The organism is Citrobacter sp. 506 (genome assembly GCF_050434985.1).
Taxonomy (GTDB): domain Bacteria; phylum Pseudomonadota; class Gammaproteobacteria; order Enterobacterales; family Enterobacteriaceae; genus Citrobacter; species Citrobacter braakii.
This window is the reverse complement of sequence record NZ_JBNDJN010000001.1, coordinates 1247327-1260604: the sequence shown is the minus strand read 5'-3', so window position 1 is coordinate 1260604 and position 13278 is coordinate 1247327. Positions and strand designations below refer to the sequence as shown.

The 13278-nt window shown below is 39.8% G+C and carries 15 protein-coding genes, 1 tRNA gene and 2 pseudogenes; 16 read left to right on the top strand and 2 right to left on the bottom strand.

Annotated elements, in window-relative coordinates; translation table 11 throughout:
- Positions 1-22: 22 nt before the first annotated feature.
- Positions 23-682: an FtsH protease modulator YccA gene (gene yccA / locus ABIE10_RS06335; protein WP_016152501.1), complete on the bottom strand. Its 660-nt coding sequence runs from the start codon at positions 680-682 to the stop codon at positions 23-25.
- A 270-nt stretch (positions 683-952) separates the two neighbouring features.
- Between yccA and ABIE10_RS06330 the strand changes: the two genes are divergently transcribed.
- The 12 genes and pseudogenes from ABIE10_RS06330 (at position 953) to ABIE10_RS06275 (ending at position 9820) form a co-directional block, all read left to right on the top strand.
- Positions 953-2581, top strand: coding sequence for an ABC transporter substrate-binding protein (locus ABIE10_RS06330; protein WP_429155066.1), 1629 nt, complete (start codon positions 953-955; stop codon positions 2579-2581).
- A 142-nt stretch (positions 2582-2723) separates the two neighbouring features.
- A tRNA-Ser gene (locus tag ABIE10_RS06325) sits at positions 2724-2811 on the top strand.
- 293 nt (positions 2812-3104) lie between these two features.
- Positions 3105-4025 carry a DUF6387 family protein gene (locus ABIE10_RS06320; RefSeq protein ID WP_121584431.1) on the top strand — a complete coding sequence of 307 codons (921 nt, stop codon included), beginning with the start codon at positions 3105-3107 and terminating at the stop codon, positions 4023-4025.
- Positions 4026-4222: 197 nt separating this feature from the next.
- Positions 4223-4435: a helix-turn-helix transcriptional regulator gene (locus ABIE10_RS06315; RefSeq protein WP_103929083.1), complete on the top strand. Its 213-nt coding sequence runs from the start codon at positions 4223-4225 to the stop codon at positions 4433-4435.
- Between the two features lie 31 nt (positions 4436-4466).
- The gene (locus ABIE10_RS06310) at positions 4467-4781 is read left to right on the top strand and encodes a hypothetical protein (RefSeq protein ID WP_004713594.1); all 315 of its coding nucleotides are present in this window, start codon (positions 4467-4469) and stop codon (positions 4779-4781) included.
- Between the two features lie 79 nt (positions 4782-4860).
- The gene (locus ABIE10_RS06305; RefSeq protein WP_032816176.1) at positions 4861-5157 is read left to right on the top strand and encodes a hypothetical protein; all 297 of its coding nucleotides are present in this window, start codon (positions 4861-4863) and stop codon (positions 5155-5157) included.
- An 80-nt stretch (positions 5158-5237) separates the two neighbouring features.
- Positions 5238-5474 carry a hypothetical protein gene (locus tag ABIE10_RS06300; RefSeq protein WP_121585474.1) on the top strand — a complete coding sequence of 79 codons (237 nt, stop codon included), beginning with the start codon at positions 5238-5240 and terminating at the stop codon, positions 5472-5474.
- Between the two features lie 39 nt (positions 5475-5513).
- Positions 5514-5854 (top strand): annotated as a pseudogene (locus ABIE10_RS06295) (hypothetical protein).
- Between the two features lie 66 nt (positions 5855-5920).
- The gene (locus ABIE10_RS06290; RefSeq protein ID WP_202617564.1) at positions 5921-6166 is read left to right on the top strand and encodes a DNA-binding protein; all 246 of its coding nucleotides are present in this window, start codon (positions 5921-5923) and stop codon (positions 6164-6166) included.
- Positions 6167-7006: 840 nt separating this feature from the next.
- Positions 7007-7771 (top strand): hypothetical protein, encoded by a 765-nt coding sequence (locus ABIE10_RS06285; protein ID WP_121584435.1) that lies wholly within the window; start codon positions 7007-7009, stop codon positions 7769-7771.
- Positions 7772-7933: 162 nt separating this feature from the next.
- A complete protein-coding gene (locus ABIE10_RS06280) occupies positions 7934-8203 on the top strand; it encodes a hypothetical protein (RefSeq protein ID WP_121584436.1) in 270 nt (89 codons plus the stop codon).
- Positions 8204-8743: 540 nt separating this feature from the next.
- Positions 8744-9820 (top strand): hypothetical protein, encoded by a 1077-nt coding sequence (locus ABIE10_RS06275; protein ID WP_429155064.1) that lies wholly within the window; start codon positions 8744-8746, stop codon positions 9818-9820.
- A 57-nt stretch (positions 9821-9877) separates the two neighbouring features.
- Here the strand turns inward: ABIE10_RS06275 and ABIE10_RS06270 are convergent.
- A pseudogene (locus tag ABIE10_RS06270) lies at positions 9878-10255 on the bottom strand (hypothetical protein).
- A 620-nt stretch (positions 10256-10875) separates the two neighbouring features.
- On the opposite strand from ABIE10_RS06270, the gene ABIE10_RS06265 reads away from it, so the two are divergent.
- The 4 genes from ABIE10_RS06265 (at position 10876) to ABIE10_RS06250 (ending at position 13276) form a co-directional block, all read left to right on the top strand.
- A complete protein-coding gene (locus ABIE10_RS06265; protein ID WP_121584438.1) occupies positions 10876-11430 on the top strand; it encodes a membrane lipoprotein lipid attachment site-containing protein in 555 nt (184 codons plus the stop codon).
- Between the two features lie 15 nt (positions 11431-11445).
- Complete coding sequence (locus ABIE10_RS06260; RefSeq protein ID WP_121584439.1) at positions 11446-12102, top strand: hypothetical protein; 657 nt, start codon at positions 11446-11448, stop codon at positions 12100-12102.
- Positions 12103-12381: 279 nt separating this feature from the next.
- Positions 12382-12555: a hypothetical protein gene (locus ABIE10_RS06255; protein ID WP_429155062.1), complete on the top strand. Its 174-nt coding sequence runs from the start codon at positions 12382-12384 to the stop codon at positions 12553-12555.
- A gap of 457 nt (positions 12556-13012) precedes the next feature.
- Positions 13013-13276: a DUF1883 domain-containing protein gene (locus ABIE10_RS06250; RefSeq protein WP_121584441.1), complete on the top strand. Its 264-nt coding sequence runs from the start codon at positions 13013-13015 to the stop codon at positions 13274-13276.
- Positions 13277-13278 lie beyond the last annotated feature (2 nt).

Below are 13278 nucleotides of genomic sequence, written 5' to 3'. Positions count from 1 at the left end.
TTTTTCGTATCAGTGATGCTGATTAATCGCGGCTGGCGAAGCCCAAAATGCTCAGCAGGCTGACGAAGATGTTGTACAGCGAAACGTACAGGCTGACGGTGGCACGGATGTAGTTGGTTTCACCACCACGGATGATATTACTGGTTTCAAACAGGATTGCGCCTGAAGAAATCAGAATAAACACCGCGCTGATCGCCAGATGTAAAGCCGGCAACTGCAGGAAAATATTCGCAACCATACCAATCAGCACCACCACGATCCCTGCCATCAGCATACCGCCGAGGAAGGACATGTCTTTCCGTGTGGTCAGCACGTAGGCTGAGCAGCTGAAGAAGACCAGCGCCGTACCGCCCAAAGCCATGGCGATAACATCACCCATGCCCGCAGACAGGTATGTGTTCAGGATCGGTCCCAGAATGTAGCCCAGGAAGCCGGTAAAAGCGAAAGCTGACAGAATACCAACCGGTTTATCCGCCGTTTTATAGGTCAGGAACATCAGACCATACATACCCACCAGCGTCAGGATAAGCCCCGGAGAGGGCAACATCAGTACGGTACTGGCAGTCGCAGTGAGCGCCGAAAACGCCAGCGTCAGGCTGAGCAGGAAATAGGTATTGCGCAGCACCTTATGCGTGCTGAGTAGCGATGTACGATCGCGTGAAGAACTAATAATACGATCCATGAGTCACTCTCTTATGACAGATGTAATTAATGATGGAGGATAATGAAATCAAGGGGAATGACACAGCGGTTTTACCCATCTTTACGCATTTTAACCCGCCAGGCTTAAGCATATTATTTCAACAAAAGCTCCCGAATCAGATGTTAGCACTATATGTGTAAAAATGCCTGTTAGATATCTGCCAGGTAACTGAAAAATATTGCGTTATTCCTGTTTCTCTCTGACAGTGACAGCGGTGTCTACATAAAACAGAGCAATAAGGTAAAGGGAATGATTCAACATAAATCGAAGATATTGACGTTTACGCTGTTGGCTGTCTGTTTGATGTCTATCAACGGCGTGGCGATGGCGGCAAATGTTCCCGCAGGAACAATACTTGCAGAAAAACAGGAACTGGTCAGAAACAATGGCAGTGAGCCAGCGTCGCTGGATCCGCATAAAGTCGAAAGCAACGTTGAATTTAATTTAATCAGCGATATGTTCGACGGACTGGTGGCGGTTAAGTCGGATGGGTCTATCGAACCCCGGCTGGCCGCGTCCTGGGAGAACAAAGACAACACCGTCTGGACCTTTCATTTACGTCCGGGCATAACCTGGTCAGATGGGTCTGCCATTACCGCACAGGATGTCGTCTGGAGCTGGCAGCGTCTGGTCTCACCGCAAACAGCTTCACCTTATTCCTCGTATCTGGGCAATATGCACGTAGCAAACGCCCTCGATATTGCCCAAGGGAAAAAAGATCCTGCCGCTATCGGGGTCAAAGCCCTGGATGATAGCACGCTGGAAATTACCCTGACGCAGCCAACGGCGGCGTTTCTGGCGATGCTGGCGCACCCGTCACTGGTTCCGCTGGATAAAGTGCTGATCGGCCGCTTTGGTGACAAGTGGACCCGGCCAGAACATTTTGTCTGCAGCGGGGCGTACAAGTTATCGCAGTGGGTAGTCAATGAGCGCATCGTTGCCGTGCGTAACCCGCATTATTGGGACGATCGGCACACCGTCATTGATAAGGTCACTTATTTGCCCATCAGTTCAGAGTCCGCAGACGTTAACCGCTATAAGGCCGGCGAAATCGACATTGTGTATAGCGTCCCGGTCAATCAGTTCGCGCAGTTGAAAAAGACGATGGGCGATGAACTCCATGTCTCACCTCAGCTTTCAACCTATTACTATCAGTTCAATACGACTCGAGCGCCGTTTAATGACCCGCGCGTGCGCCGGGCGCTGAATATGGCGTTAGATAAAGACATCATCGCACAAAAGGTGATGGGGCAGGGACAACGCGCGGCGTGGGTTATCAGCCAGCCGGAAATAGGGGGAGTGCAATTGCATGCGCCGGAATATGCGGCGTGGCCGCTCGAAAAACGCATTACCGAGGCTAAGAAACTGCTGGCTGAAGCCGGTTATGGCCCTGAGCATCCGCTTAGCCTAAATCTGCTCTATAACACTTTCGAAACGCACCAGCGTATTGCCATTGCCGCATCGTCAATGTGGAAGAAAAACCTCGGCGTAGAGGCGAAGCTGCAAAATCAGGAATGGAAAACCATGCTGGATACCATGCACACCGGTAATTTTGACGTCGTGCGCTACGCATGGATCGCCGATTATGATGATGCCTCAAGTTTCCTCAATATTTTCCGTACCGGCGATAGCGAGAATACCACCAGGTACAGCAATCCCGCTTTTGATGACGCGATGCGCAATGCGGCGAAAGCAACTTCGCTGGAGGAGCGAGGCAAATACTACCAGCAGGCCGAAGACCTTTTAGGAGAGGATGTACCAGCGATTCCGGTTTACCACTATGTCCGCACGCATCTTGTGAAGCCGTGGGTGGGAGGATTTGCGCCAGATAACCGGGGAAATTACTACACCAAAGATATGTTCATCAAAAAACATTAAGCGCTGTAGCCAGTATTTGTGCTGAATAAACGGTCAATCTGTTGTTATTTCAGTCGATTAACAATATTTTGGCTGTTTTTCAGGCAAACGAACGCATTGGTGCTTTACAGGTCCGTTCGGGATGTTTATAGTGCGCCTCATTGGAAGCGTGGCCGAGCGGTTGAAGGCACCGGTCTTGAAAACCGGCGACCCGAAAGGGTTCTAGAGTTCGAATCTCTACGCTTCCGCCAATTTCTTAACAAAATCAATAGCTTAGATGTTAGTTTTGATTTTGTACTGCATAAAGTATTGCATTAAAAGCCCGTGTAAACGGGCTTTTTTTGTATCTAAAATCTGGTATTTCCCCGCAACAAATATTTTAAACACTCCGTTCTTGCCTGAGAAAGGCCCCTACCTGTTTCTCTTCCTATACAAATTAACCAAGCAACATCCTTAGACCACAAACTTGTAATCGTAATGGTTAGCTGGACAACCAATTGTTCTGTCGGTTAAAACAGCTAAAAAAGTTAACTGGTAATTGAAAATGAAAGCTAGTGAAGTCATGAAGGCGGTAAAGACGTGGTTTAAGGTGAGCAATTATGATGCTTTGCAGGAGATCACGATTGAAGACCTGAAGAGGGAAGCGTTTGCCCGATTGAGGTTAGCTAAACATGATTTTGATGGAGAGTTGGATGACGACGACGACCGTGAGATCCGCCAGCGTTATCTGGACTATGAAGCTAAAATTTTAGCGGGAAAGCCTTTATTAGTAAGTCCAAGCAACGCTCCAGCTCCTACCTATGGAAAAGACTACCCACTCAGGCAGGCAGTGGAAAATCCTCTCCAGAACGCAAAAATATACATCAAACACATCACCGTAGCGGATGCTGCGAAATATGAGCGTCAATTAAGAGAGATAAAGATACTCAGGCGTATGGGGCTTAAGGAAGAAGGGGTAACCATGCCAGCCTCAGAAGAGATTGGTCGGTGGCGGTTGACTGATATCGAAATGCTTCATCCCCACAAGCCACTTTATCTGGAACTCAACATCAGAAGGCTTACTGACGAAGAAGTCATCGAACATATGAAGCGTATGCTTCCAGAATGGCGCAGGACGCATGGTATCCCGGAACCGTTAACGGGAACATTCAGGTTCGGGCTTAGCACGATCAAGAGGCTAATTAACTTCAGGATCATCCCTCTACTGGATCTGCTGTTCTGGGCCAAGAGAAACAACGAAAAAATTTCCTATGAACAGCTTAGCAGGCTTCTTTATCCTAATGATTCTGAGGATATTAGAGGTGGATCTCAGATCAAAGACACGGATAAGCCATTGGCTGACAAAGTGCTTACCCGTGAGTTTGATAGGATGTTTAACATCTACCTGAGCAAAAATGACAGCATGATACACACCAAAGTTGCTGAGGCCTTGAAGATGAACGAAAAAGAGCAGCAAGAGGAATAACTTTTCTTCTGCAATTGGGGGGCATCTGATGAAGATGCGCCCCGTTCTTCAAAACCAGCGAAATTCATAAATTTCCATTTTCCCCGAAAATCATTTCTTTCGACTTCCTCATAAAAATCTTGTTTGCCAATCTCTGCATCCTGCGATCTCAATTTTTCCTACTATAGCTCTTGTCAAAACAACAGAGGAAAAGACAAATGAAAAATGAAATCGCAGGTAAAAGATTAATCCGTGTTCCAGAAGTTCTGAGAAGAGTCGGATTTAGTCGAACCACAATGTATGAGCTTATCAAAGAAGGACGATTCCCCGATAAGATAACAATAAGTTCAAGGGCTGTAGCCTTTGTGGAAAGTGAGATTGATGCTTGGATTGATAAAGTCATTTCTGATTCACGCCCTGTATCTGAATAAAAATATTTTAATAACAACAAGAGGAAATAAAATGAATAATCAAGAAATGGAAAGTATCAAAGAGTTATCCACAAAAACATTTTTTGCTATGGCAAAGTATCTTTATGTGGCTGGAATGCTGATATATAAAGAGCAAGGAGATCATGAGTTAGTCGCATCTATTATGTTAGATAATAATAGAACGGAATCGTATCTTTCACATGTTAAAGATTATCTGGCTAAGCGTTTTGATGGGCATATGGAAGAAGCTGGTAAAAGAGAAAGACTGATTTATGTTGATATGGATAAAGTTATATTGGAGATGAAAAGTGTCCATATAAAGGCATTGCTTTTTGGCATGAGTTAACAACAGCGTATTCGGCCCCGAAAGAGGCTAATAAAAAACACAATGAATTAAATAAGCATTTAACTATGAGGATATAAATATGTCTAAAGAGAAGGTATGTGTTAATAAATCAACCGAACTGTTCTATGACCTTGCATGCAGATCGTTTTCCGCAAGCTGGAATATGTTTATGGAAGTTAATGGTGATGGTGACGCCAATGATTATTTGGATGACCCGGATTTTATGAGTCCATTTATTATCCATGTGATTAATCATATTCAGAACAACTTTGAAAGGTTCATTGCCCAAGAAGGAAACAGCGGTGATATTAATCAAGTAAACTTTGAAAAAGTCGCTGCTATGTTAGTTGGGTATTCGGACAACTTTAGAAAGTAAAAACAATTATTTCACCGAAAGGGGCTAACCAAAAGTATAAGAGGAAAATATAAATGGTAAACAACAACGAACAAAGTTCTATGACAAATAAAATATCTGTAGCTGTAAGCGTGTTGTGTGATGGAACTCCAGAAGTAATGAATACTATTCAAGAGCGTTTTGAAATATTTGTTGCCATTACTGGATATTCAGTAGAAGAAATCATGGATGATAAGAATATACTTGATGAGTTAAATCGATTTATTAATAACGAGCTAGTAGATGATTTGGGGCTGGAGTATGACTGTGTCGTCATCAATATCGGTTATAACAACTAATTTTTTACTGACTATTAACTGAAAAGTGAGGATGAGAAAATGAAAGAGATTGTATTGAACAGTTATGATAAAACAAAAAACCATCTTATTGCTAACATTTTACAAGGGTTTTGTGATGAGATGTATAATATTTATGAAAGTGATCCTGAAACAGCAATTTATATTATGAGTTGGGGTAAACTTTCAGAAGTTATTTATGATGTAGTGATAACATGAAATACTCTATTAAAAATAATTTGTCTGGTATAAATAAAAATGATTTAAAGGATGAAATATTACATTGGCATCTTGATCATATCATTGAACTTGTTTCAAGGAATATAAATCAGGATGGAAATGACGATCCTGTTTATTGGAAGCTGAAAATGACAGTTGTTTGATCTAAATATTATGATTATTCCCTCGAAAGAGGGAAATACATGAATGATAAAACCAAGGGTTATAATATGATTGATGAATTCTACGTAATGTATATGTATAGAAAAATCCAAGCTGAAGCGGCTACAACTGATTTAAAAACCTTGAATCAACTGTTGAAGAAGTTCCGCAAGGTAGTAGCGAAGCGCCGTGAAGAATACTATCTGGAGATTGGTGAGAAAAGGGCACAAGAGCTAAGGTGCGAGAGGCTACAAAAAATATGGGAGAAAATGAAACGTGACAGAGTTTTACCAGAAGATCTTATTGACAGGTAATAACCAGTCACAATAACGTATTTAACAGGCGGCTACGCCGCTATTCTTTATGGATAAATCCATCATCAACAGGGGTGAACCCTGTTCCAGCAATGTGATTGTCTTGAACAATCACTAAGTGCTGATTCTGTGAATATATTTAATATGTTGAAGAGTAAATAGCCTATTTTATAAACTTAACACTAAACTCTATCATGGGATCGGTTTTACAATAGAATGATGAAACGATCTAAATCCGATCCTTTTCGACTTTCCTAGCCAATATGAAAACTACCTTATCAAGATGAAAATATATTAATTTCAGTGTTAGGGCGTAGCCGTGCTTCAGCACATGAGCGTTAGCTCATAGAGGGCAGTGATTTTCAAAAAAGATGTTAGTGCAATAAAAAGGAAAGCTTCGCAATGAAAATTATATTTTTTACTTAAAAATAGTCCATCATTGCTAAATGTTGAAACCCCATATGGCGATCATAAAAATCGCCCGGTTTCTTTTAACCCTCTTAAGTATTATCTCTTACTTCTTGCAAAATTAAATTAAGACAAAATCGGCTTGTAGCCCTTGCGGTATAAGGCTTATGACGAAAATAGGTGACTGACTGTACGGTCAGTGTTCCTGACTCTATGGTCAGTATTCCTGACTGTACAGTGAGCTTTCCTGACTTTGTAGTCAGTTTCTATGTCATTTTATAGATTAAAAATGACTGTGCTTTAAATTATAGTCACTGGAATACTTGCGATTTTAAAAATATTTTCGCAAAAAAATATGCAAAAAAACTTGATATCTTTTTTGTGTATGGTATTTAATTTATTATAAATAAAATAACAAGAGGTAAGAATAAAATGAATGAAATAGAAGTTGATTTAGATTTAGGCTTAAATCCTTTTTGCTTTGAGATCGAGCTAAAGATTGAAACAAGAAAAAGAAATCTGACTGTTTCAAGAGGTGCAGAACTTATTGAAAGGAAGGATACCAGTAAAACTTATTTTGCCAATATTGTACATACACAAGAGGTCGATAAAGAAGAGTTCATTAAGCTCTATACATCCCAGATAAAAGCATACTTTGATTTAACGAAAACAGCTTACAAAGTGTTTTTTATCTTTTTACGTATATATCAGGATGCGATTGGAAAAGATCACTTTTATCTGAGTTGTAAAAAAGCAATGTCGCTCGCAGAAAAAATAGATCACTTTGCTTTGTCTGAATCTATTTTTTACAGAGGCATAAAAGAACTTATTGAGAAACGTATTATTGCTAAAACTAATGAAAAAAACTGGTATTTCATAAACCCAGCTATTGTCTTCAATGGTGATCGTGCTCGCTTTGTTTCAGAGATTATAAAAAAGAAAGAAATAATGGAAGAACAACCCGAACACGTTGCCAGCACTGACCGAAGAAATAAAAGCATTAAAGCAGAAGGTATAGCTATTGAGGCAGTCATAGAAGACGTAAATAGCCAAGAAGATATAGATTTGTTAATCGCAAGATTACAGGCTAAAAAGCACCAAGGAGCGATGATGAGTAAAAGCATGGGAAGATGTAGCGCTGTTGAGGCAGTAACTCTTTTACCACCAGAAGAACCGTTAGTTTGGGATAATATTTAAGGGTATTTACACAGATGATGTGTAGTGATTGAATAAATAAGCTTAACGGGAATGCTTAATGTACAAGCGCTGTATGAAATATTATTTATATAACCTGAGTTAAATTTGATCTTTCTAAAGCAGATATGGTATTAAAAATAAAATGAAAAGGAAAATAAAATAATGAGTAATATTAAAATCATTACGCTCTTTAACGCCAATGAAAACATACCATTTATGACCTGCATAGTTAAAGATGTTGAAGAGAATGAACACGGAATAAAGCTTACCCTTGAAAACGACAATAACATCTTTATTAAATATTACGATTCCTTCTTCCTGTCTGAATCAGCAGATGATTGCGATAAGGAACGGATGGTTAAGGTGTATAGGAGATTCATTTCAGAACTTAGCCAAGTAAGCGAAGAAACAGTAAGATCGCTGATGCCGTAAACCAAAACCATCCTAACACGCCCCGTTAGTGTTCTGGATGATGACTATTATTATTGCAGGGTGAAAGCTAAAGCGCCGGATGAATCCACACTGATGAGTGCGCTTAGTCTGCAGGAGCTGCATGAGGCCAAAGCCGAAGATATCTTCTTAGCTGAACTGGAAACATCTGGCGGTATCGTGCTTCACACTGATATGGGATATCCAGCAGTTGAATCAAACGTGCAGCTATTAGAATGGCTATAGAATCAATAAACCTTGCACACATGCGAGATCTGACCAATGGTTAATTGGTCATGTTCAGGGATGGTTAGTTTGAGTATGAGATCGAGAGCGATCTCTATGAGGCACTGTTTCAGGCTGCCGATAGGCTTAAGATCGTTGTTGTGTTATCAAAGAGAAGTATTTAGTATACGCACAATAAAATACTAATATATTGTATAATTTATTTGCAGTATATTTATTTGTTTTTTACAGTGTATGATTTGAGCATGTTTTTAATTTTTAAATTAATGGTTAGATAAAATCTTCATGAGGAAATAAATGAACAGTTTACTTTCGGATGAGTTTGCAGATTTAGAAAAGATACTCTCTTCAGGAGATGTAAGTTATGATTTTGTTGCTGAACTTTGCATAAGCAGTAATTTTAGTTTTATAAGTCATGAAGCTTTGAAGAGAATAAAAGAAGAGAATCTGACAAATATAGCAGTGTGTGATATAAAAAATAATTATATTAAATTAGAATTTGAGCGTTTGAAATTGAATAAGGGACTGTATCTTCATGATTTTTATTTGGAGGAAAGGGATTATGAAGACAATGAATATGATAGTGTCATATATTTTAAATATTCTATGACTCCGATGCCTGTTGAAGATGAAAAACCATATCTTAAATTTATTGATGCGGCGAAAAATGGCTTCGATCAAATAATAAGTAACCTTAATCTCATAGCAACTATCCTACAATCATTTTTAGTAATAAAACCTGCAAGTGAAAATATATACATTTGTTTTGATGGGGATGTAAAAAGGCTTGTAGGCTTTAGTGGGAGTAGGGTATATAGACACCCTTGCGATAGAAGTAAGATTTTAGATAATAAAAGTGAAGTGGAAAAACTAATTAAGGCAGTTAGTAAAATAAACAACGATTCTAATAAGAAATGTAAAAATTTATTTAATATTTACAATATAGCACTGAAGTTTGAAGCTAATCATTTTTATGATGATGCATTTCTGAATTACTATAAAATCATAGAGATCCTTTTTAAGGAAGATATTTATCTCTCACACTTCGCCGAAGTCATTGGTAAATCCAATAAGTATGCTAAACATCTGAAATCAATAACTCAAAAAGCTATCATGCTGTTTATGTGGGATTATCATACTTGTCGATTTAATTCAAATGAAAATATTACTGGTCCTGCTCCTGAACTGGATGATTTCATAGAATTGGCTACAATAAGGAACGAGTTAGCACATGGGAATGATAAGTACCGTTTTATTTTTGAATCAAATAACTTCTCAGAAAAGCAGCAATTCATACAAAGACTTACTTTATGCAAAAATATATCTTATGATATGATGGTGAAATTTCAAGAGTTGCGTTATGAATCTTGTTGATGATTATTAATGCTCATTAACACCTGTTATTTAAAAAAATAAAAGGTGTTTTAATAATTAATCTAGCAACCCACGCGAAACTTTACTCGCAGTCTGACTGAAACTATATCGGTCAACAACACTCCCCTTGAATCAGATATCAAGCGAGTTCATGTGAGCCGTATTGCTGTTCTTCAGCAGGGCCAGACCGGGAATATAGTTCGAGATCTGAGTCTCGCCTGACATGCTGGAGTAGGACCACATTTCCTGACCATCATTTGTAGCTCGTGTTTGTGGCTCCCCGAATGCTTTAATAACATCTTGCTGAGTAGTTTTCCCTTTAACGATTTTGGCTTTTACGGTTTGTTGGGATTCGTCTTTCAGGGATTTATTGCCATAAGTAGTGCAAGCGGTAAGAGGCAGGGTCACCAACGCAGCGATAAACAGTTTTCTCATGTTAACTCCATATAAACAGTAAACGTAAAAATAGGCGTAAAGAGTTCAGAACCAGCGCTGTATTGTCGCTGGAGATCAAAAAAGTTGTGTCAATTGATAGTGAAAGAAGCCTATGACCTTTTTATCCAATCAGCTAATGGCATCTTTCATTGTGGCTTTCCCTGATGTTGCATTAATCAAAGCTATCTAAAAGCTATAAATCGAAATTAACCGCTTGTCTCATGGTTCAACGCTCTATCCACTTGAATCAGCTCGTAAACTGTCTGGTGGTCCTCTGGTTTACTTTACTCATTAACGATTCCTCTAGCAAGAAAATGATCGATATTACAGATCGATAATAATTTATTAATAGATTATAACGATTGAAAATGATTTATCGATCGGTGTTTTAATTGATTTTATCGATCGATGTAAATTTAACGATAGGTAATATCTATCGTTATTTTGTTTTTGATCGTTACAAACGATATGACGGACCACAAAAATAATTGAATCCTATCAATTGGTTAATCAGGTGGTTTTGCTTCGTTATGTCTGTCAAAGCAAGCTGTAACGGCTTCTGGTGCGCAGCAGGCTACCTCTACATAACAGCATTTTTGATTATCGGGATGGATAGGAAGATGAAGAAGATTTTACTCGTTGCTGGCACAGCTCTTGTTCTGGCGGGATGTGGTGAAAAAAGCGATTTTGAGAAAGCTATCAACGCGAAAATTTCAAAATCGAAGGTGTGCTACTCCCTGCAGGACAACGACATTGTATTCAACAAAGGTTTTCCGGTTAAGGTTAATCGCGGCTACCGTTCTGCCGGATACAGTGCCAGTGATGAAATCCTTAAAGGACTTGCTGAACAAGGGCTGCTCACTGTTTCAAAACAGGCAAATGGCTTTAGTAGTGTTGATGCTCTGGAAGTAACAGATAAAGGCCAAGAAGTTGAGTTTTGGGACCGTGAGAATGGTGCCTGTGTCGGTCATCGTACTGTTGCTGAGATTACAAGCTGGACTGAACCCAGCGAAGGTAATGGCGTTAAAATGACGCAAGTGATCTATACGTGGAAACTCGATGGCGTGCCGGGCTGGGTGGATAAGAAAGCCTTCTCTGGCGTGAAAGGGATGTCTGAACCAGAAGAAGCCAAAATTGTTCTGGTGAAAACCAATAACGGCTGGACTGCTCGGTAATTACAGGAAAAAGCTATGAACTCTATCTCTTGGGTGATTTTCACTGGGCTGCTGATAAATATACCATCACTGGCTCCGGTGCTGTTTCTCCGTAAGACTCAAAAGAACGTGAAGATATCTATTTCGATCAGACTGTTTCTACTTAACGCTTTCTTGGTGCTGTGCCTTGTGACGCTATCGCAGAATATCACGCAAAAATACGGGCTGTTTCCAATATGGCTGGTGTTAGCTGCAATAGTGCTGTTTGCGGTCACGCTAGTACCAACGGTAAAATTAGTGCGTAAGCATTTGACTGTTGGGAAAAGTCGGGCTGTTATCCTCTCATCATTCCTGATTGCCTATGCTGTCAGGTTTCATGGCGTGTTTTCAGATTTGAATGGACGTGGATATACGATTAACGGCTATAACACAGTATGGACATTCTTCTTCCTGTTTGTCTGTCTACTGGCTTATCTCGGTTGTGCTGGACGTAAAACGTATTCTGGTTCTTCTGAATCGTCATCTGCACCACAATCAGATTATTTTAAGCCAAACAAAGAATATGAAACACAATCTCAAATTGACTACGATATTGCAGTGAAGGGGCAGAGTGTTCTGTCTAATCCCAATCTGAGTATTGTTGAGCAGCAGCGTTATCGTGATGCGCTTGAGAAAAAAGAAAATGAATATTGATACTATTTTGATAAAGCCGACTTTCGTCGGCTTTTAGTTCCGTATTGAGACATGGTGGTATTTACTTATCTGCATCCGGCTAATTAAATTTTTTTTCACAACTCGCATTTTTCTTCATAGGCTAAATTATACCCGTGATCGTTGAAACTGCTTGATTTCTTTGGTGCTGAGGATCATGCTCAGGCCAAGAACGTAAAATTGACTTTCGCGCAGATTGCCGCTCTTGAGGCTCAGCACCGACGGAGTAGTGATCGCCGTGTCTGCGACCGGATACGTTGCGTGCTGCTTTCTGCACAGGGCTGGTCTCCTGCCATGATTGTACAGTCTCAACTCATTCATGAGACCACGGTTCTGCGTCATCTTTCTGATTATCTCAGCGACGGTAAGCTCACCTCTGATAACGGTGGCTCGCAGGAGCATCTCAGCTCCGGGGAATCTACAGAACATTGTTAGCTTCTTACTAACATCATTCACATCACGACGGTCAATATTGTGTGATGCTCATCCGTGACCGCTTTGGCGTGTGCTACAGCATTCCGGGCATTTCAAAATTAACGTTAGTTTAGTGTTAGACATATATTCAAGCCTGTCTCTTAAGTTAAGAGACTTCTACTGTCAGGATTTTCGCGGGGACAACTCATTTCTAATGATAAGCAGACTTGATGATTTTATCGTGTATAAGAGTTATCACGTTACATCGGTGGTATGTGAATATAATGAAAACATATTGACCATCCCCAAAAAAACGACGATCTTCCACTATATACTTTTTGTTTTTGAAGTGGTACTACCAAATATTAGTATTATTTGCTCGATTTTATCACCATCAAGCTGTTTACAAGTTACCACAAAAGCCACAAAATTAAGTTTCTTTACTAGTAGTTAGTGTTTTATGAATAAGGAACTTGTCATGAATTTTTTACATTATAATCTTAACTTATTTAGTGGCGATGTTGTTGAAATTACATTAGATAAACAAGCAAATGTACGTCTGATGGATGACAACAATTTTTCAAATTATAAAAATGGTATGCGGCATCAATACTATGGTGGATATACCACTTTGTCTCCCGCTAGGATAACGGCTCCACGTCAAGGACACTGGCATTTGGTTATAGATTTAGGAGGATACTCCGGGAAAGTTAATGCATCTGTCAGGGTTCTAAAGGCATAACT

Bases quoted from the DNA above. Each gene is read 5' to 3' on its own strand.
- yccA (WP_016152501.1), bottom strand. From the start codon at position 682: ATGGATCGTATTATTAGTTCTTCACGCGATCGTACATCGCTACTCAGC.
- ABIE10_RS06330 (WP_429155066.1), top strand. From the start codon at position 953: ATGATTCAACATAAATCGAAGATATTGACGTTTACGCTGTTGGCTGTC.
- ABIE10_RS06320 (WP_121584431.1), top strand. From the start codon at position 3,105: ATGAAAGCTAGTGAAGTCATGAAGGCGGTAAAGACGTGGTTTAAGGTG.
- ABIE10_RS06315 (WP_103929083.1), top strand. From the start codon at position 4,223: ATGAAAAATGAAATCGCAGGTAAAAGATTAATCCGTGTTCCAGAAGTT.
- ABIE10_RS06310 (WP_004713594.1), top strand. From the start codon at position 4,467: ATGAATAATCAAGAAATGGAAAGTATCAAAGAGTTATCCACAAAAACA.
- ABIE10_RS06305 (WP_032816176.1), top strand. From the start codon at position 4,861: ATGTCTAAAGAGAAGGTATGTGTTAATAAATCAACCGAACTGTTCTAT.
- ABIE10_RS06300 (WP_121585474.1), top strand. From the start codon at position 5,238: ATGACAAATAAAATATCTGTAGCTGTAAGCGTGTTGTGTGATGGAACT.
- ABIE10_RS06290 (WP_202617564.1), top strand. From the start codon at position 5,921: ATGATTGATGAATTCTACGTAATGTATATGTATAGAAAAATCCAAGCT.
- ABIE10_RS06285 (WP_121584435.1), top strand. From the start codon at position 7,007: ATGAATGAAATAGAAGTTGATTTAGATTTAGGCTTAAATCCTTTTTGC.
- ABIE10_RS06280 (WP_121584436.1), top strand. From the start codon at position 7,934: ATGAGTAATATTAAAATCATTACGCTCTTTAACGCCAATGAAAACATA.
- ABIE10_RS06275 (WP_429155064.1), top strand. From the start codon at position 8,744: ATGAACAGTTTACTTTCGGATGAGTTTGCAGATTTAGAAAAGATACTC.
- ABIE10_RS06265 (WP_121584438.1), top strand. From the start codon at position 10,876: ATGAAGAAGATTTTACTCGTTGCTGGCACAGCTCTTGTTCTGGCGGGA.
- ABIE10_RS06260 (WP_121584439.1), top strand. From the start codon at position 11,446: ATGAACTCTATCTCTTGGGTGATTTTCACTGGGCTGCTGATAAATATA.
- ABIE10_RS06250 (WP_121584441.1), top strand. From the start codon at position 13,013: ATGAATTTTTTACATTATAATCTTAACTTATTTAGTGGCGATGTTGTT.